This window comes from Aeromonas sp. QDB17, from assembly GCF_027705305.1.
Classification (GTDB): domain Bacteria; phylum Pseudomonadota; class Gammaproteobacteria; order Enterobacterales; family Aeromonadaceae; genus Aeromonas; species Aeromonas caviae.
Genome location: NZ_JAPDBP010000005.1, coordinates 134,929 through 154,919, shown reverse-complemented (window position 1 = coordinate 154,919; position 19,991 = coordinate 134,929). Strand labels below are relative to the sequence as shown.

The window sequence follows — 19,991 nt, the reverse complement described above, 5'->3', positions numbered from 1 at the left end:
CCAGACCCCATGAAGTCCAGCCAGCCTCTTCGCGGCGCCCTGTTGTGGATCTTGCTGGGATCCACCTCGGTGCAGGCCGCCAGCCAGTGTACCGAAGCCTTCCTCTTCCCGGTGCAGAGCCACGCCTCCCCCGGCGTGCTGAGCATGAACAATGAAAGCAAGATCATCAGCACCACTGTGGGGGCCAGTTACCCCTTCCTGACCAAAAACATCCAGCCCAACGCCAACTGCAACAACGGTGGTTTCTGGAACAACGGCACCTGGGTCTCCAATTGCAACGTCAGCGGCGCCCTTGCCAGTGTGCTCAAGGATGTGACCTTCATCAGCGACCCCGACGCGTTTCCGGCCAACCCGGGGGGCTTCCCCTCCTACAGCGGGAAAAATGATCTCGCTTGCGACGGGGCCATCTCTCCTGCTGCCGGTGACTACAAGAACGCCTCGTGGGGGGGCAACAGCTGCGTGGCGACCCTGAAATCGGGCCAGACCTATCGCTTCGATACCTTGTCTATCAGCGAAGGGGCGATGATCAACCTCAACGGTGCGACCGTCTATGCCCAGAAGATGACCATCAAGAATGGTTACAACAGTGGCGTCACCGGGTCGGGAGACCTTCATGTGAACGATCTGACGGTGACTGGTCAGGGCAAGCTCAATGACGCCAGGGTCACCGTCTACAGCACCCTTGAGGTCTCGGGCAATGGCAATACCGGGACTGCCGTCTTCCAGCCGCACTACCTGGACAAGGTCACCATGGAGGTCTCTGCCAGTGGCCAGAGCGTGCTCATGGGGGCAGGGGACTGGTTTATCAAAAGCCTGGGGATGAAGAGCAACAGTGCCATGACCTTCCAGGGGCAGAGCTCCCTCGCCGTCTATGGGCTCAAGATGGAAAACGAGAGCCGGATCTCCGCCGCAGGGAGTCGCAGCGATCTGACGCTCCTGCTTCACCAGACCCTGGAGGTGAGCGGCAACGGCACCCTCAACGGATATCTGCAGGCCCGCTACCTCAAGACGTTCAAACACCAGAGCACCTCCAACATCAATTTCTACTTTCGTGGCGGCAACCACTGGATAGACAAGATGGAGCTCGGCCAGAACGACAAGCTGATCTTTGACAGCGGCAGTGCCGCGAGGTTGTACATCAAAAGCGATCTGGCCCTGAGCGACCAGATGGAGGTCAATGCGGGGGGCAAGGCCAACGACCTGATGATGTATCACTTCGGCAAGGTCACCATGAGCGGCAACACCAAACTCAACGCCATTCTCTATGTGAACGCCGGGGATCTGGCCATGAGTGGCCAGGCCGTGCTGACCGGCGCCGTGTCGGCGGTGAACGTCTCCATGACCAACAACAGCCAGGTGATCCACGAGCCCTTCAACGGCGACTGGCCGGGCATGTGTGAAGACCCACTGACCTGTTTCAGCGACGACTTCTCCGCCAGTACCCTCAGCAGCGACTGGGTGGTGGCTCAACGCAATGGCAGTACCTTGCCCTCTTTGCAAAACGGTCGCCTGCGGCTGACCCAGAATACGACCAACCAGGCCACCTCTGCGACCTTCCAGCGCCTCTTCCCGGGGGCCAGCAATCTGGTGACTATCGAGTTCGATCAGTATGCCTACAAGACCTCCGGCTCGAGCGGGGCGGACGGGATGGCGGTGGTGCTCTCCGATGCGACGATCACGCCCCAGCCCGGCGCCTTCGGTGGCCCGCTGGGCTATGGCTTCAAGACCGGGATCAGCGGTTTTGCCGGTGGCTGGATGGGGGTCGGTATCGACGAATACGGCAACTATGCCAACGAGGGGGGCTCCTATAATCCCGGGTCTCGTCCTCAGGCCGTTTCCATTCGTGGCTCCGGTGCCAGTTCGGGGACCTCGGGCTATCGCTATCTGGCGGGAACGGCGAGCAACCTGAGCCCGGCAGTGGACAGCGGAACCAATGGCAACCGCCCCCATCGTTACCGCATCACCATTGACTCGCGCACTGCCGGCAGTTCACTTGCGTCGGTTGAGCGGAACACGGGCTCGGGCTACACCATGCTGGTGGGGCCCATCAATATGGTGAACCAGACGGGGCAGGCGGCGGTGCCCGCCAACTTCCTGCTGTCGCTCACCGGCTCCACCGGTTCTGTGACGAACTACCATGAGCTCGACAACGTCCGGATCTGCGCCCTCAAATCCAATCCGGTGGGGACCCAGATCGATCACTTCGAGTTCGATCACTCCGGTCAGGCCCTGACCTGCAACCCCGAGACCCTCACCATCCGGGCCTGCGCCAACGCCAGTTGCAGCCAACTGTTCACGGACCCGGTGAGCGCCGTCCTGACCCCCCTGAAGAATGGCAGCAACGGCTGGATAGCCGGCAGCCAGGTGAGCTACAACGGCAACACGGCCACCGTGAATTTCAGCGGCGGCACGACCACCTTGCAGCTACGCAACAATCTGGCGACGGCCATCACAGTGGGGGTGAGCGGCTCGACGCCGTCCACCAAACCCCTGAGCACCACCCTGTGCCGCGCCGGCAGTGGTGCCCTGAGCGCCGCCGCCTGTACCTTGAGCTTTGCCGACAGCGGCTTCCTGTTCAATGTGCCGGATACCCTGGCCAACAGGCCCCAAGATGTAGTGATCAGTGCCGTCAAAAAGGACAATGCGACCCAGCAGTGTGTCCCCGGTTTTACCGGTGAGCGTTCGGTCGGCTTCTGGGGAACGTATGTCACCCCGAATGACAATTCTGCCGGGAGTCAGATGGCGATAGATGGCAAGACGATTTCGACTTATGCCGCCAATGTAGTCTCGCCAGCGGCGACAACCCTCAATTTGACCTTCGATGGTCAAGGCAAGGCGACGTTGAAGAGTGTTCGCTATCCGGATGCAGGCCAGATGCGGCTTAATGCCCGCCACGATGGCAGCGGGGATACCGCAGGGCTGGTGATGACGGGCTCGGATCTGTTCGTCAGCCGCCCGGTGGGGCTCTGCATCACGCCTACCGAGGGGACCTGCGCGGCAGGGGATGCCAGTTGTCCGGTGTTCAAGAAGACCGGTGAGGCGTTCCAGCTGAATATCAAAGGGGTGGCTTGGCAAGCGGATGATGACAAGGACCTGTGCAGCGGCAACCTGGCGACCCCCAACTTCGCGCTGGCCAATATTGCGCTCGGCAGCGAGCTGGTGGCGCCCAAACCAGGGGAAGGGGCGGTAGTCGGCACGTCCAGCTACGACCACTCCAACCAGAAGGACAGCAACCTCAACTCCGTCGGCCAGTCGGTCAACGAGGTCGGGGTGTTCCGGATGACGGCGACGCCACCGACCTTGGGTTACTTTGGCTACACCATACCCGCCGCCAGCAGCGTGCCTGTGGGGCGTTTCATCCCGGTGGATTTCAATCTGGTGAGTGGCAACATAGTCCCCGCCTGCGAGGCGTTTTCCTATATGGGGCAACCCTTCCTGGCGGAGTTGCAGATCCAGGCCCGCAATCAGTTTGGCGAGACCACCCTGAACTACAGGGAGGCGTTTGCCAAGGGGGATGCCTACCTGAGCGCGGCCAACAACAAGGACGGGGTGTCGCTCTCCGCCCGGTTACGCAGCCTGGGGCCGCTGCCCTGGGTGGCAGGGGAGGCCGACTTCAACGGGCCGACCGAGTTTGCTCGTCGCTCCGATGGCAAGCCAGATGGCCCCTACCGGGCCCTGTCGTTTGGCCTTTATATGAAGGACAACGATGGTGAGCAGACCCTGATCGCCAATCCCGACTTCAACGACGGGCAGCCGGGGTCATGCAGTGGCGCTGGCTGCAATGCCAGGCTGATCGATGACGTGCCCATGGAGGCGTACTTCGGCCGGGTGCAGGCAGGTACCCGCCAAGGGGTGGCAACGGCCGGGCTGGCGGTGCCGCTGCAACTGCAATATCACGAGGCGGGCGCCTGGCATGCCATGGGAGCTGATCAATGTACCCGCCTTTCCCTGCAAGATGGGGGCATCGAGTTCACCGATGGCAGCCAGCGTTTCGATCAGGGAAGTGGCGATCTGATATTGGATGACAACACCCGGATCCGGCTCGGTCTTGGCCCGGTCGCCCCTGGCGCCATGGTGGTGAGCGCGAAGGATGGTGTCATCTCCATACAGTTCGCAGCCCCGGACAGGGCGGTGCGCATTCCGTTCAAGATCGATCTGAGCAAGCAACCGGAGTCAGAGCAGCAACCTGGACGGCGTCCGCTCTGGTTGTCTGACCCTGACAGTCTGGAGGGCATGGCCATTTTCGGCCGGGATCGGGGTAATGACAGAATTATTTATCGCCGCGAAGTGATGCCCTGACACCCGGGCTGACACGGGGAGATAGACGCATTGCTGTACAGTGGCGTCTTATCTCCTTGTTTCGTAGTGTTTGTCGGCCTGAGCGGGTGAGTGATGACTCGCATTTTTGTCGCGCCTGATTGATTGGCGACAGTTTGAGCGCTTGCCCATTGGGGTGGGCATTGGTAAAGTTAGCCGGTTTTCTGCACCTCCAAATTCTTAGGATTTCCCGTAGCCATGTTCAAAAAGCTCAGAGGCGTCTTTTCCAACGATCTGTCGATCGACTTGGGAACTGCCAACACCCTGATCTATGTAAAAGATCAAGGGATCGTCCTTAACGAACCCTCAGTTGTCGCCATTCGCCAAGAGCGCGGGAACGCCAAATCGGTCGCTGCTGTCGGTCATGCCGCCAAGCAGATGCTGGGTCGTACCCCGGGTAACATCTCCGCCATTCGCCCGATGAAAGACGGCGTGATCGCCGATTTCTACGTGACCGAGAAGATGCTGCAGCACTTCATCAAACAGGTTCACGACAACAACTATTTCCGCCCCAGCCCGCGCGTGCTGGTGTGCGTGCCCTGCGGCTCCACCCAGGTGGAACGTCGCGCCATCAAGGAATCCGCTCTGGGCGCCGGCGCCCGCGAGGTTTACCTGATCGATGAACCCATGGCTGCCGCCATCGGTGCCGGCCTGCCGGTCTCCGAAGCGACCGGTTCCATGGTGGTGGACATCGGTGGCGGTACCACCGAAGTGGCCATCATCTCCCTGAACGGCGTGGTCTACTCCCAGTCCGTCCGTATCGGTGGCGACAAGTTCGACGAAGCCATCATCAGCTACGTCCGTCGCAACTACGGCAGCCTGATCGGGGAAGCCACCGCCGAGCGCATCAAGCACGAGATCGGCTCCGCCTATCCGGGCGAAGAGGTGCGCGAGATCGAAGTGCGCGGTCGCAACCTGGCCGAGGGTGTGCCCCGCAGCTTCACCCTGAACTCCAACGAGATCCTGGAAGCGCTGCAAGAGCCGCTCTCCGGCATCGTCTCCGCCGTCATGGTGGCCCTGGAGCAATCCCCGCCCGAGCTGGCGTCCGATATCTCCGAGCGCGGCATGGTGCTGACCGGTGGTGGTGCTCTGCTCAAAGACATCGACCGTCTGCTGATGGAAGAGACCGGCATCCCGGTCGTCGTGGCTGAAGATCCCCTCACCTGTGTCGCCCGTGGCGGTGGCAAGGCGCTGGAGCTGATCGATATGCACGGTGGCGATCTGTTCCACTACGAATAAGACCCAAAGCCGGCCGAGCGCCGGCTCTTTTTTGACGACTCATGAAACCCATCTTCGGTAGAGGCCCTTCGCTTCAGTTACGGTTGTTTCTCGCCGTCATCATCTCCGTCGCTGCCATCGTCGCGGATTCCCGCTTCGGTGTGTTCAGCCATGTCCGCGTTTATCTGAGCTCCCTGGTGAGCCCGCTGCAATACATCGCCAACGCCCCCGGCACCCTGCTCGACACCATGTCGACCCAGGTGCAGACCCGCGCCGATCTCATCGAGCAGACCAAGCAGCAGGAGCAGCAACTGTTCACCCTGCGCTCGCGTCTGCTCAAGATGGATCAGCTGGAGCACGAGAACCAGCGTCTGCGCGAGCTGCTGGGGTCGCCGGTACACAAGGAGTCCCGCAAGATGGTGGCCGAGCTGCTGTCGGTGGATTCCGACCCCTTCAGCCATCAGGTGCTGATCAACAAGGGGGCGCTGGATGGCGTCTACAACGGCCAGCCGGTGATCAACGATCAGGGGGTGGTCGGTCAGGTGCTCCACGTGGGCTCCACCACCAGTCGCGTCCTGCTCATCACCGACTCTAGCCACGGTATCCCGGTGCGGGTGCTGCGCAACGACTTGCGCGCCATCGCCTCCGGCAGCGGCGAGCTGGACAAGCTGGAGCTGCGCAACCTGCCCCGCAACACCGACGTCCAGGTCGGCGATCTGCTGGTCACCTCGGGCCTGGGCGGCCGCTTCCCGGAAGGTTATCCGGTGGCGACCGTGACCCGCTCCGACTACGTGGAGGGCAAGCCCTTCGCCCAGATCGAGGCCAAGCCGCTGGTGGCGCTGGACCGTCTGCGCTACCTGCTGCTGCTGTGGACCGACAAGAAACCGGAAGTACACGACAAGGATGCCCTTGAGCCTGCGGCGAGCGCCTCGGCGGCCACGGCAACCTCGGCGGCGGGGGCGACGCGCTGATGCTGCAACCCGCCAGCGGCAGGATCTGGATCTGGTGTTCGATCCTGCTGGCCCTGTGCCTCTCCATCCTGCCGCTTCCCTTTCAATTCGAACCCTTCCGTCCGGACTGGCTCGCCATGGTGCTCATCTACTGGGCGCTGGCGCTGCCGCACCGGACCAACGTCGGCACCGCCTGGGTGGCGGGCCTGCTGCTGGACGTGCTGCTCGGCAGCACCCTCGGCGTGCGGGCCATGGCCATGGCCATCACCACCTACCTGGCGGCCTTCCAGTTCCAGAAGATCCGCAACTTCTCCCTCTGGCAGCAGGCGCTGATCATCGGTCTGCTCTCCCTGGTGGGGAAGATCACCGTGTTCTGGGCGGAGCATCTGTTCAGCCGGGCCAGCCTCAACTTCGCCTACTTTTGGTCGACGTTGACGACGATGTTAATATGGCCCTGGATTTTTATGGTCTTGCGCAAGGTGCGGCGTCGCTTCAATATCAAGTGAATGTGAATAAAAACAACGCATTGTAACTGCGCATCGTCTCATTGAGTGAAGTATGAACAAGCACAACGAACTGCAACTCTATCTCGCCTCGGGCTCCCCCCGCCGGCACGAGCTTCTGACCCGCCTGGGCTACCGTTTCGAGGTCCTCAAGCTGGATGTGCCGGAGCTGCGCAACGACGGTGAGAAGCCCCAGGATTACGTCTGCCGGCTGGCCCGCGACAAGGCCATGGCCGGTGTGGCCGCGGCGCCCACGGCGCTGCCTGTGCTGGGGGCCGACACCATAGTGGTGCTGGGGGAGCGGGTGCTGGAGAAACCCTCCGACCTGCTGGACGCCAAGGACATGCTGGAAGCCCTCTCCGGGCGGGTACACCAGGTGATGACGGCGGTGGCCCTGGCCACCCCGGAGCGGTGCGATGTGCGACTGGTCACCACCAACGTGGCGTTTCGCAAGCTGGACGAGGCCGAGATCGAAGCCTACTGGCGCACCGGCGAGCCGTGCGACAAGGCGGGCGCCTATGCCATCCAGGGCATTGCCGGCAAATTCGTCAGCCGCCTCGAGGGGAGCTACAGTGCCGTGGTCGGCCTGCCCCTGCTGGAGACGGACCTGTTGATCAAGCAGCACCTCGAGCAGACCCGGTAATCCTCTCGTCAGCAGTGCGCTGCTGAGTTACCCGTTGTTCGTCGTGCCAGAATTCAAAACTAGAAAGGCAAGGTAACTTATGTCGGTAGAACTGCTGGTAAACGTCACCCCCTCCGAAACCCGGGTCGCCCTGGTCGAGAACGGTCTGCTGCAGGAAGTGCATGTGGAGCGTCAGGCCAAGCGCGGCATCGTGGGCAACATCTACAAGGGCAAGATCAGCCGCGTGCTGCCCGGCATGCAGGCCGCCTTCGTCGACATCGGCATGGACAAGGCCGCCTTCCTGCACGCCTCCGACATCGTCCCCCATACCGAGTGCGTGGCGATCAAGGAGAAGGAGCAGTTCCAGGCCGGCAACATCGCCGAACTGGTGCGCCAGGGGCAGGACATCATGGTACAGGTGGTCAAAGACCCGCTCGGTACCAAGGGGGCTCGCCTCACCACCGACATCACCCTGCCATCCCGTTATCTGGTCTTCATGCCGGGCAGTGCCCACGTGGGGGTCTCCCAGCGCATCGAATCCGAGGCGGAGCGCGAGCGCCTCAAGCGCACCGTGGCCGGCTATGTGGACGAACTGGGCGGCTACATCATCCGCACCGCCGCCGAAGGGGTGGGGGAGCAGGAGCTGGAGCAGGACGCCGCCTTCTTGAAGCGCCTGTGGCGCAAGATCCTCGAGCGCAAGCAGAAGTATCCCCCCTGCAAGATCCTCTACGAGGATCCCAGCTTGGCGTTCAGGGTGGTGCGTGACTTCGTCGGTGCCGAGCTCGACAAGATCCGGGTCGACTCGCGCCAGAGCTTCGATCAGCTCAAGCGCTTCACCGAGGAGTACGTGCCCGAGCTGGCCAACAAGCTGGAGTACTACACCGGCGAGTCGCCGATCTTCGATCTCTACGACGTGGAGAACGAGATCCAGCGGGCGCTGGAGCGCAAGGTGGAGCTGAAATCCGGCGGCTACCTCATCATCGACCAGACCGAAGCCATGACCACGGTGGACATCAACACCGGGGCCTTCGTCGGCCATCGCAATCTGGAAGAGACCATCTTCAACACCAACGTCGAGGCCACTGCCGCCATCGCCCGTCACCTGCGGCTGCGCAACCTCGGCGGCATCATCATCATCGACTTCATCGACATGCAGTCCGAGGATCACCGTCGCCGGGTGCTGCACAGCCTGGAGCTGGCGCTGGCCAAAGACAGGGCCAAGACCAATGTCAACGGTTTCTCCCAGCTCGGGCTGGTGGAGATGACCCGCAAGCGCACCCGGGAGAGCCTGGAGCACGTGCTCTGCGCCGAGTGCCCCGAGTGCAAGGGGCGCGGCCGGGTCAAGACGGTGGAGTCGGTCTGCTTCGAGATCCTGCGGGAGATCATCCGGGTCAACCGCGCCTACGACGCGGATCAGTTCACCGTCTATGCGGCCCCCTCGGTGGCCGATTACCTGCGGGGGGAAGAGTCCCACAGTCTGGCGGAGCTGGAAGTCTTCATCGGCAAGCAGGTCAGGGTGGTCTCCGAGCCGCTCTGTGGGCAGGAACAGTTCGATGTGGTGATGATGTAATTGGTCTATCGCTGGCTGAGTCGGGGCTGGTTGGCCCTCGGAGTCTTCTTCGTGCTGCTGGCCGTTCTGGTCAGCGTGGTACGACTGGGCGGCCCTTTGCTCAACCAGCACCGGGCGGCCGTGATAGGGACCCTGCTCGGGGAGAGTCAGCTCGAGGTGAGCGTGGATCACGTCGGGCTGGAGTGGACTCCCCGCGGCCCGGCCATCGGGCTGGAAGGACTGGCCATCGCCCCCGATTCGGGGCGTTTCTCCCTGCGCCTTGGCAAGGTGTGGGCCCACCTCGACTTCTGGCGCTCCCTCAACGAACTCAGACCGGTGTTTGGCCAGTTGATCCTGAGCGACGGCAACATCGCGCTGGACATGACCCAGCCCGCCACCCCCGTCAGCGGGAAGAGCGCGAACCAGCAGGAGGCCCTGCTGCGCTTCCTGCTGACCCAGCTCTCCACCTTCGACATTCACGACACACGCCTGAGCCTCACCACGGCACTGGGGGAGGTGCGCGCCCTCGACATCGCCCAGTTGCGCTGGCAGAACCGCGGCAAGCGGCATCAGGGGGTCGGCAAGGCCTATCTCATCAACGGGGTGGGGGAGAGCACCCTGGACCTCATCATCGATGTGGATGCCCCCGAAGTGCGGCTCGACCGCCTCAAGGGCCAGCTCTATCTGGGGGCCAGCGAGCTGGACATCAGCCCCATGCTGGCCCGGATCCACGCCGGCGCGCCGCCGGTGAGCGGCCAGCTCGACTTCCAGCTCTGGAGCGAGTTCGAGAAGGGCAGGCTCGGCAACTCCCTGCTGGCCTTTGGCAACAACCACCTGATCTGGAAGGACGAGATCAAGGGGGAGTCGCATCGCCTCGACCTGCAGGGGGGCAAGATCCAGCTGCGTCGGGACGGCGAGGCGTGGCAACTCGCCAGCCACGACGTCATCTTCAAGCTCGATGGCGCCACCTGGCTGCACAGCCGCCTGCAGCTCGAGCGCATCGGCTCGCGCATCCAGGGCTATGTGCCCGCCATCGATCTCGACCAGATTGCCAACCTGAGCCAGCTGGTCTCCGGCCTCTATCCCGAGCTGACCGAGACCCTCAAGCGCACCCGGCCAAGGGGCCAGTTGCAGGAGCTGGTCCTGCAGGCCGACGGGGATTGGCAGGGGCTCTCTTTGCAGGGGCAACTGCGCGGCTTCGAGACCCGGGCCTGGCACGATGTGCCCGGTCTGCAAAAGCTGGACGGCGACTTCTGGCTGACCCCGAACGGGGGACGCGCCCGCCTGACCCTGGGCAAAGGCAAGGTGGATCCGGCCCGCCACTTCAAGGAACCCATCCCGGTGGACAGCCTGAGTGCGGCCCTCGACTGGTGGCGGGCGCCGCAAGGCTGGGTGCTCTATGGTCAGGACATTGCCCTGGACAACCCGGATCTGCGCCTCGCCAGCCGGTTTCGCCTCGAGCTGTTCGAGCACCCCTTCCTCGCCCTGACCGGGCGCATCGACGTCAAGAACGCGGCCCATGCGGATCGCTACTACCCCCTGGCGGTGATGGATGAGGGGCTGGTGAGCTACCTGAGCGGCGCCATCAAGGGGGGCAAGGCCAAGGGGGCCGACCTGCTCTGGTACGGCGAATTCCGTGACTTCCCCTACGACAACGGCAAGGGCGTCTTCCAGGTGGCGGTGCCGCTGCAACAGGCCACCTACGAGTTTTTCCCGGGCTGGCAGCCGCTGACCGACCTGCAGATCGATCTGCTGTTCCAGAACGCCAGCCTCGACATGAACAGCCGCGCCACCCAGCTCGGCAAGGCCAGCTCCGACTCGGTGCACGCCTGGATCCCGGACCTCTATCCGGGGGCTCACCTCTACGTGGATGCCAAGGTTGAGGGCGAGGGCAAGGCCATCAGCGACTATTTGCAGGACTCACCGCTGGGGGGATCCGTCGGTCAGGCGCTGCGGGAGGTGGAGATCCGCGGCCCCATGAAGGGCACGGTGAAGCTTGACATACCGCTGGATGGCGAGGGGGAGGTCAAGGCCAGCGGGGAAGCCAGCTTCAAGGACAACAAGGTGAGGATCGCCTCCCTGGATCTGCCCCTCGACGGGGTCGCAGGGACGCTCGAGTATGACAACGAGCAGACTCGCATTCACAACCTCAAGGCCAGCCTGTGGAACCAGCCGCTGACCCTGGATTATCAGGGGCGGCAACTGCCCCACGGCTATCAGGCCGACCTCAAGTTCCAGGGGCAGTGGGACAGCCGCCGCCAGCGCCGGGACATACCGGCCCTCGAGATGCTCCAGGGGCGCAGCAACTGGTCCGGTACCCTGGGGCTGACCCTGCCCGAGAACAAGGCGTTCAGCTTCCAGCTGGCGCTGGACTCCAACCTGCAGGGCATGGGGCTGGATCTGCCCGTGCCCCTGACCAAGGCGGCGGGTACCCGGCTACCCCTCAAGGTGACGGCCCGTGGGCGGGATGGCAGCGCCGACATCCGCGCCGTGCTGGGGGCGGACATCGACATGCAGAGCCGCCTGGTGTACGGCGACGGCGTGCCCTATCTCAGCCGGGTGCGGGTCAATATCGGCCAGCCCGGGGCGCGGGTGATGCAGGACAAGCCCATGCTGCTCGCCATCAACCAGCAGCAGGCGGACGTAGCCGGCTGGCTGGCACGTCTCAAGCAGTGGCTGCCTGCTGGCACGGCGCCGAGTGACAATGCGGTGGTGGGTCCCGCTTTCTTGCCCCAGGAGTGGTGGGTAGATGGCCAACTGGCCCGTGCCGACATCGGCAGCGCCAGCCTCAAGGCGGTGCACTTCACCCTGGGGCCGGTGAACCAGGCCACCGAGGTGATGATCGACAGCCCCGACGTGATGGGGGTGGTGCGGGTGCCGGTGGCCGACGGACGCCCCATCGATGCCAAGTTTGCCCGCATCTACTGGTCCGGCAAGGGGACCGATCTCAGCCCGGATCCCGATGAGCGCCAGGACAGGGCCATCATGAATGCCATTCCCTGGCTCACCTTCAGCTGCGTGGATTGCCGCTTCGGCGAGCTGCCCCTGGGTGAGGTGAAAGGGGAACTGCTGCCCGGGGCCAACCGGCTGGATCTCAAGGGACTGGAGATGCGCCTGGCGGGCAGCACCCTGCGCGGCAGCGCCGAGTGGCTGACCCGTGGCAGCCAGATGCAGACCCGTGCCAGGGTGAACCTCGAGACCCGCAACAGCGAGCTGCTGCTCAAGCGGCTCGGCTACACCTCACCCATCGGGGATGCCCCGGGCAAGCTGGCGCTGGATCTGAACTGGCGTGACGTGCCCTACCGCCTGAGCCTGCCGACTCTGGCGGGCAGCGCCGACTACCAGTTGGAGGGAGGCACCCTGCGGGAGGTCAACGACAAGGGGGCCCGGCTGCTCTCCCTGCTGAGCCTCGACTCCCTGATGCGCAAGCTGCGCCTCGATTTTCGCGATGTATTCGACAAGGGCTTCTATTTCGAGTCCATGTCCGCCTCCGCCAAGGTCAATCAGGGGGTGGTGGAGAACAACGACTTCTACATGAAAGGGGCGGCGGGCAACCTGCGGGGCAAGGGCATCGCGGATCTGGTGCGCTGGCGGCTCGACTTTGATCTGAGCTTCTCCCCCAACCTGGGGGGCACCCTGCCCGTGGTGGCGGCCTTCTCCCTGACCCCCATCACCGGGCTCTATGTGCTGGCCCTCTCCAAGCTGCTGGAGCCCGTGGTGGACGTGGTGACCCGCATCGATTTTCGGGTCTCCGGCCCGCTGGACGCCCCCAGGCTGGTGGAGGCGGGGCGGGATCGCGCCCGCATCAAGCTCAACCAGCACCAGAAGGAGGCGGTGGATGCGGTGGCGCCCGGCCTGCCCGCCAAGGAGGTCACCCCCTTCCTGCTCAATCCCAAGCATCAGGGCTCGGGTCAGCGCTGAGGGCCAGCGCCGGGCTGGGGGACTTTCCCCCGGCCGCCAAACCCCTCATAGTGCAGATATTGCCCCGCGAGCCGAGAAGGCCTTCTGTCACCGGTCACCGGCTTGCCCAACAGAAGAGTGCGGATATTGCCCTGCGAGCCGAGGAGGCCTTCTGCCACCAGCTCGCCCAACAGAAGAGTGCGGATATTGCCCTGCGAGCCGAGAAGGCCTTGTGCCACCGGCTCGCCCAACAGAAGGAGCGCGTCATGTGGCTAGCCGCCATGCAGTTGATTTCGGGTCGTACCTGGCAGGATAACCGGGAGCGGATCGCCGCCGAGCTGGCGAGTCTGCCCGGGGAGCGCCCCTTGCTGGTGCTGCTGCCGGAAAACTTCGCCCTCTTTGGCGAGCGGCAGGGGTATCTGGACGGGGCAGAGCCATTGGGAAATGGCCCAATCCAGCAGCAACTCTCTGATTGGGCCAAATCCCACGGCATCTGGCTGGTGGCCGGGGCCATGCCCACCGCCATCGCCGGTGCCGACCACATCCACACCAGCACCCTGGTGTTCAATCCCGACGGCGAGCTCAAGGGGCATTACCACAAGATCCACCTGTTCGACGTGGACGTGGCGGACAATCACGGCCGCTACCGGGAGTCGGAGACCTTCAGCCCGGGTGATCAGCCTGTGCTGGTGGACTCCCCCTTTGGTCCCCTCGGCCTCTCTATCTGTTATGATCTGCGCTTTCCCGAGCTGTACCGCCAGTTGGCCCGGGCCGGTGCCCGGGTGCTGCTGGTGCCTGCCGCCTTCACCGCCGTCACCGGCGAGGCGCACTGGGAGCCCCTGCTGCGGGCCCGTGCCATCGAGAACCAGTGCTACGTGGTGGCCGCCAACCAGGGGGGCACCCACGAGACGGGGCGCCAGACCTGGGGCCACAGCATGGTGATAGACCCCTGGGGCCGGTTGCTGGCCTGTCGGGCGTCGGGGCAGGGCACTGTGCTGGCGCCGCTGGATGGGGCCCTGATCGATGAATTGAAACGCACCATGCCGGTGCTGCAACACGCCCGCCTGCTGTGAGCCCGCGGCCGTGGATTTAACCGTTACGACATCTCGCATGAGAGTGGAGAGAAAGATTTGAGTCTATTGAGCCAGGTTAGTGCCTCCCTGTTGGCCCCGAACGATCTCGACGAAGGGCGGCTGCAACAGCTGCTCGGCAGCCTGATGAGCCATCAGGTGGAGTTCGGCGACCTCTATTTCCAGCGCAGCTGGCACGAGTCCTGGATGCTGGAGGACGGCATCGTCAAGGATGGCAGCTACAACATCGATCAGGGGGTGGGGGTGCGCGCCGTCAGCGGCGAGAAGACCGGTTTCGCCTACTCGGACGAGCTGAGCCTGCTGGCGCTGCAACAGTCGGTGACTGCCGCTCGCGGCATCGCCGCCGCCGGTGCGCAGGGCAAGGTGAAGGCGTGGGCTCGCACCGAAGCAAACCTGCTCTACCCGGCGCTGGATCCCCTGCAGACCCTCGACAAGCAGCAGAAAATTGCCCTGCTGGAGCAGATGGACAAGTTCGCCAGAAGCCTGGATCCCGCCATCAATCAGGTGATGGCCTCCATCAGCGGGGTCTATGAAGAGATCCTGGTGGCCGCCACCGATGGCACCCTGGCCGCCGACGTGCGTCCGCTGGTGCGCCTCTCGGTGACCGTCATCGCCGAGAAGGGGGATCGCCGTGAGCGCGGCAGCGCGGGGGGCGGTGGCCGCTTCGGTTACGACCATTTCCTCGAGCTGGACGGGCTCGAGAGCCGGGCGTTTGGCTATGTGCGCGAAGCGGTACGCCAGGCCCTGGTCAACCTGGAGGCCATCGACGCCCCGGCCGGCACCATGCCGGTGGTGCTCGGTGCCGGCTGGCCCGGTGTGCTGCTGCACGAGGCGGTGGGTCACGGTCTGGAGGGGGACTTCAACCGCAAGGGCTCATCCGCCTTTGCCGGGCGCATCGGCGAGCAGGTGGCTTCCAAACACTGCACCATCGTCGATGACGGCACCCTGCCGGGTCGGCGCGGCTCCGTCTCCATCGACGACGAGGGGACGCCGGGGGGTTACAACGTGCTGATCGAGAACGGCATTCTCAAGGGTTACCTGCAGGACAAGCAGAACGCCCGTCTGATGGGGGTGTCGCTCACCGGCAATGGCCGCCGCGAATCCTACGCCGCCCTGCCGATGCCGCGCATGACCAACACCTACATGCTGGCGGGTCAGTACGATCCGGCGGAGATCATCGCCTCGGTGCAGAAGGGGATCTATGCCCCCAACTTCGGCGGCGGCCAGGTGGACATCACCTCCGGCAAGTTCGTCTTCTCCGCCTCCGAGGCCTACCTCATCGAGGATGGCAGGATCACCGCGCCCATCAAGGGAGCGACCCTGATCGGCAACGGCCCCGAGGCGATGAGCCAGGTTTCCATGGTGGGCCGTGATCTCGCGCTGGATCGCGGGGTCGGGGTCTGCGGCAAGGAGGGGCAGAGCGTGCCGGTCGGTGTCGGCCAGCCCACCCTCAAGCTGGATCAGCTCACCGTGGGCGGTACCCAGTAAGGGGCCGCAGAACAAGCAGCAGAGAGAATCCATGCTTACCCTGTCAAAAATTTCCAATATCCGCAGTCAGCTCTCCCCCAGCGAGCTCAAGATCGCCGATTACATCCTGGCGTGCCCGGAGCAGGTGACCCACTTCTCCTCCCAGGAGCTGGCCCAGCAGGCTGATGTCAGCCAGTCGAGCATCGTGAAGTTCACCCAGAAGATCGGGTTCAAGGGCTTCACCGCCTTCAAGCTGGCGGTGAGCGAGGATCTGGGGCGCAAGCACGCCATCAAGACCGACAACGTGGGGGATCTCTACAACGGCATCGGCCGGGACGACGATCTGGAGACCATGGCCAAGAAGCTGGCTCAGGAGAAGATCAACTCCATCGTAGAGACCACCCAGGCCCTCGACAACGCCACCCTGGCGCAGGTGCTGGATGCCATCAACCAGGCTGGCCGGGTCCAGCTGGTGGGGATCGGCGGCTCGGCGCTGACCGCCAAGGATCTCTGGTACAAGCTGCTCAAGATCGGGGTCACCACCCTGTTCGCCCAGGACAGCCACGTACAGATCTCTATCGCCCAGACTCTGGGGCCGGGGGATGTCCAGCTGGTGGTCTCCTATTCCGGCGCCAGCCGGGATGTGCTGGCGGCGGCCGAGCTGGCCAAGCGCAACGGCGCCACCCTGATCGCGGTCACCTCGTTTCGCAACACCCCTCTGCGGCAGATGGCCGACATGGTGCTGGACACGGTGGCCGACGAGAACGAGCTGCGCATCTCCTCCATCTCGTCGCGTACCGCCCAGAACACCATCACCGACATCCTGTTCCTCGGTCTGGTGCAGCGCCGTGACGAGCAGGCCTGGGCCCTCATCGATGGCACGCGGGACGCCATCGACCGTCTCAACAAGGAGTGACGCGGGCCCGGCTGCAACAGACGCCGAGACTTGCCGAAAGAGAAAACCACCCGCCTGCGGGTGGTTTTTTTATGGGCCAGTGCCGGCTCAGAGGGCGAGAGCCCAGCGCAGGAAGGCCTTGCGCTGGGCCTCGTCGGCGGCGAGGTAGCGCCGTTGCAGTTCAGGGTCGACGGGCACGGCGCCCGGGGTGGCTGCGGGCTGGGTGAGGGTGGCGGGCGGCGGAGTGATGGCCGCGCGAGCCGGTGCGTCGTAGCGGGCCAGCAGCGCCTGATAATCCGTCATCAGACTGTCCTGGTTGCGGGGGAGGGTGGTTGCCGACAGGGGGTGGCTACCCTCGGGGGTCTCAAGCCGCAGGCTGGGGTGGGTGGCAAAGTGGCGAATGGCCCGGGAGTCGGCCAGCGGCGGAGTGGTCAGTTTCAGGGTGCCGCTGGCGGGCAGGGTCAGGGTCAGCAGCAGCGGGGCGGAGCGGACGCGCCCCTGGCTCTCGTTGGTGGAGCCGGGGTCGAGGGGGCTGTCGAAACGTACCAGCAGCCGGGTGTCGCCAGCGGGCAGGGTGAGCGCTCGCTCGAAGGGGGAGACCTGGCCCCGGGATGAGGCCAGCAGGACGAGGGTGTCTGCCAGCTCCAGCCGGGCGGCCTGGACCGACAGGGTCATGGGCAGCAGCAGGATGAAGAGGAACAGGAGGCGGATCATGGGGAGCTCCAGCAGAAAGAAAATGCCGGCCAGAGGCCGGCAGGGGATCAGAACTCGTAGCGCAGGCCGAGGTGGTAGAAGCTCTCGCTGTTGCTGCTGCCGCCAAAGCTGGTGACGGTGTTGTCAGCCAGGCCATCCTCGCCATCACGGAACACGTAGGCGCTGTAGAGGGAGGATCGCGGGGTGAGCTTGTACTGCAGCTCCAGGGTGGTATCCCGCAGACTCATGCCGTCCCCCCCGTCGTTGTCGAGGTGACGATAGCCTGCGCGGGCTGCCCACTTCTGGCTGATGTCGTAGACAGCGGTCAGTTCCCATACCTTGTCCTCACTTTCTGCCCGGCCGTTGCGATAGCTCACCTGATCCTTCGCGTAGAGGGCGCCCAGCATCAGCGAACCCAGGGTGTAGCGGGCGCCGATGCCGCTGAAGCGGTACTGGTCGGCGTCGGGATCCACCTTGCTGGCATCGGTCTGGGCCGCCTTGCTCTGCTGGTAGGCGATGACCGGTGCCAGCTTGCCCGCCGCGCCGAGGTCGAAGGTGTAACGCAGGGCGCCGTTGTAGCCGTAGTCGAGATCCGAGGTGCCGTTGCCGAGGATGTAGGCTAGCGATACATCCAGATTGCCGAGAGTGTTCTGGTATTGCAGGGTACCGTCCTGGCGGAACACCTGGACCGCAGTGGAGTCCACTTTGCTGGCCTGGCGCGCCATGGAGACATCGGAGGCGGCAAACACGTCGCCGATGTCGGTGAACATGATGAGGCCGGAAGAGACCCGGCCACCGGTCACCTTGCCCCACTCGCCGCCATCGATCCCGGCCCAGACGTAACGGGCGGTGAGGTCGCTGCTGTTCTTCTGCACGTTGTTGGCGTATTCGGCGGCATTGACCTGGTACTGGGCCATGCCGATCACGGCCACCTGGTCGTTGACAGTCTGGCGGGCGGTAAAGCCGATGCGACCGTCGAAGTCCCCCTGGCTGTTGCCGTTCTTCTTGTCCGAGACGTTGAAGCCGAGGCGACCGTAGAGATCGACGTTGGAGCCGTCATCGGCCTGGTAGATGACGGCGGCCTGCGCCGCACCGACGGCAAACAGGGCAGGAATGGCCAGGGCAAGCATGGACTGTTTCATTGTTGTCTTTCCTGTGTGGGCTCTTGTGCCAGAGCCGGGGTGAGTGAAGCCGTGACCCCGATTGCTCGGGGCCAGATAGCCAGCTGGATAGAGGAGAGAGGGTTAGCTCAGATCGACGTTCTTGCAGCCGAAGAGCAGGGTGAAGAGGTAACCGCCGAAGTAGGCAACCGCCAGACCGAGGCCATAGACCATCATGCCGGGGAAGATCCCCTGGGCCGAGGTCATCAGCGGCAGCGCGACGATGCCGGAGGGGCCGAACACGGTGTTGAGACCGACCGGCAGGCCCATCCAGGAGATGAGACCGACCACGAACCCCCCCAGCGATCCGCCGCAGCAGGCGGTGATGAAGGGTTTGACCCTCGGCAGGGTGACGCCGTAGATGAGCGGCTCACCGACCCCGAGCAGGCCGGGGATGATGGTGCCCTTGACCTGGGTGCGCAGCAGGGAGTCCTTGGCTGCGCGACTGTAAAGCGCCAGGGCGGCGCCGACCTGGCCGGCCCCTGCCAGCGCGAGGATGGGGAACAGGGAGTTGAAGCCCTGGGCATCCATCAGTGCGAAGTAAACGGGCACGAACCCCTGGTGAATGCCGAACATCACCGAGATGAGGAACAGACCGGCCAGGATGGCGGTACCGAACGGGTTGCCGTTGAGGTGGATGAAGAGCCAGGACATGCCGTTGTAGAGCTGCACCCCCAGGGGCATGATCAGGACGAAGGTGACGGCCCCCATGATCAGCAGGGTGATGCAGGAGGTCAGTATCATGTCGAGGCTGTCCGGCATGAAGCGACGCACCTGGCGTTCCACCGAGGCGCCGATGATGCAGGCGATCAGCACCCCGATGATGTTGCCACGGGGATCAATGTGGTGGCCGAAGAAATCGGTGATACCTGAGTAGATGCCGCTGGTGGCTTGGGGGTCATAGCCCATCACAAACAGGGAGGCCAGAATGGCACCGTTAACCCCGGAGCCGCCGAACGCTTTCTGGGCGTTGTAGCCGATGAGAATGCTGAGGAAGCTGAACAATCCCTTGCTGAACAGTTTCATGTAGCCGACCAGCTCCACCAGCTTACCGCCGGTGGCTGCGCCGTCCTGCAGCAGGGTCTGTTCGATCAGGGTGGCAAAGCCGAGCAGCAGCCCCGCGGCGATAAAGCCGGGGATCAGTGGTGTAAAAATGGTGGCAAACTTGGCCAGAAAGCGGTGGGCCGCACTGCTCTGTTTCTGCTTGAGTGCCTGCTTGTTGGCGGCGGCGATGTCGCCAAGCTCGGTGGGGGCCGCAGCCGGAGCCTCCAGCGCCCCCAGTCCTGCGCTCAGCATGCCGTTCATCAGCTCGCAGGCGGTCTGAGCCTTGCCCGGCCCCAGCACGATCTGGAACTGGTTGTCGCTCTCAATCACCCCCATGACGCCGGCGATGCCCTTGATGGTATCCCGGTCGGCATGCAGGCTGTCCGCCAGGCTCAGTCGCAATCGGGTCATGCAGTGGCCGCAGTGGGTGATGTTGTCCCGGCCGCCGATGGCCTGGATGATCTGGCCGATCATGGTGTCAGTTATTTTTGCCATAAAGAACCCAGTCAGTCTGTGGTGTCAGCAGGGTGCCTGGCACCCCGTTCTCGTTATGTGATGGCCATCCCTGGCCTGGCCAATGTG

13 protein-coding genes are annotated in these 19,991 nt (G+C 64.1%); 10 read left to right on the top strand and 3 right to left on the bottom strand.

Going from position 1 to position 19,991, the window contains the following annotated elements; translation table 11 throughout:
* Positions 1 to 9 precede the first annotated feature (9 nt).
* The 10 genes from OKC41_RS06580 (at position 10) to OKC41_RS06535 (ending at position 16,533) form a co-directional block, all read left to right on the top strand.
* Entirely contained in the window at positions 10 to 4,299 is a 4,290-nt protein-coding gene (locus tag OKC41_RS06580; protein WP_270671810.1) for a DUF6701 domain-containing protein, read from the top strand.
* Positions 4,300 to 4,515: 216 nt separating this feature from the next.
* The gene (locus OKC41_RS06575) at positions 4,516 to 5,556 is read left to right on the top strand and encodes a rod shape-determining protein (RefSeq protein WP_005308111.1); all 1,041 of its coding nucleotides are present in this window, start codon (positions 4,516 to 4,518) and stop codon (positions 5,554 to 5,556) included.
* 41 nt (positions 5,557 to 5,597) lie between these two features.
* Entirely contained in the window at positions 5,598 to 6,506 is a 909-nt protein-coding gene (gene mreC / locus OKC41_RS06570) for a rod shape-determining protein MreC (RefSeq protein ID WP_029313545.1), read from the top strand.
* Positions 6,506 to 6,991, top strand: a complete 486-nt coding sequence (gene mreD, locus OKC41_RS06565; protein ID WP_010672635.1) for a rod shape-determining protein MreD — start codon at positions 6,506 to 6,508, stop codon at positions 6,989 to 6,991. Before mreC ends, mreD begins: the two co-directional genes overlap by 1 nt.
* Positions 6,992 to 7,043: 52 nt before the next feature.
* The gene (locus tag OKC41_RS06560; RefSeq protein WP_010672636.1) at positions 7,044 to 7,631 is read left to right on the top strand and encodes a nucleoside triphosphate pyrophosphatase; all 588 of its coding nucleotides are present in this window, start codon (positions 7,044 to 7,046) and stop codon (positions 7,629 to 7,631) included.
* Positions 7,632 to 7,710: 79 nt separating this feature from the next.
* Complete coding sequence (gene rng, locus OKC41_RS06555; RefSeq protein WP_010672637.1) at positions 7,711 to 9,180, top strand: ribonuclease G; 1,470 nt, start codon at positions 7,711 to 7,713, stop codon at positions 9,178 to 9,180.
* A complete protein-coding gene (locus tag OKC41_RS06550; protein WP_270671809.1) occupies positions 9,181 to 13,080 on the top strand; it encodes a YhdP family protein in 3,900 nt (1,299 codons plus the stop codon).
* 245 nt (positions 13,081 to 13,325) lie between these two features.
* A complete protein-coding gene (locus OKC41_RS06545; protein ID WP_270671808.1) occupies positions 13,326 to 14,132 on the top strand; it encodes a carbon-nitrogen hydrolase family protein in 807 nt (268 codons plus the stop codon).
* Positions 14,133 to 14,189: 57 nt separating this feature from the next.
* On the top strand, positions 14,190 to 15,638 hold the full coding sequence (gene tldD, locus OKC41_RS06540; protein WP_270671807.1) for a metalloprotease TldD: 1,449 nt from the start codon (positions 14,190 to 14,192) through the stop codon (positions 15,636 to 15,638).
* A 31-nt stretch (positions 15,639 to 15,669) separates the two neighbouring features.
* Positions 15,670 to 16,533 carry an SIS domain-containing protein gene (locus tag OKC41_RS06535; RefSeq protein WP_128297056.1) on the top strand — a complete coding sequence of 288 codons (864 nt, stop codon included), beginning with the start codon at positions 15,670 to 15,672 and terminating at the stop codon, positions 16,531 to 16,533.
* 87 nt (positions 16,534 to 16,620) lie between these two features.
* Here OKC41_RS06535 and OKC41_RS06530 read toward each other — a convergent pair whose 3' ends face one another.
* The 3 genes from OKC41_RS06530 to murP form a co-directional block, all read right to left on the bottom strand.
* Positions 16,621 to 17,226 (bottom strand): DUF2057 family protein, encoded by a 606-nt coding sequence (locus OKC41_RS06530; protein WP_270671806.1) that lies wholly within the window; start codon positions 17,224 to 17,226, stop codon positions 16,621 to 16,623.
* A 47-nt stretch (positions 17,227 to 17,273) separates the two neighbouring features.
* Positions 17,274 to 18,347: a porin gene (locus OKC41_RS06525; protein WP_270671805.1), complete on the bottom strand. Its 1,074-nt coding sequence runs from the start codon at positions 18,345 to 18,347 to the stop codon at positions 17,274 to 17,276.
* A gap of 102 nt (positions 18,348 to 18,449) precedes the next feature.
* Entirely contained in the window at positions 18,450 to 19,904 is a 1,455-nt protein-coding gene (gene murP, locus OKC41_RS06520) for a PTS N-acetylmuramic acid transporter subunit IIBC (protein ID WP_202044517.1), read from the bottom strand.
* Positions 19,905 to 19,991: the final 87 nt, after the last annotated feature.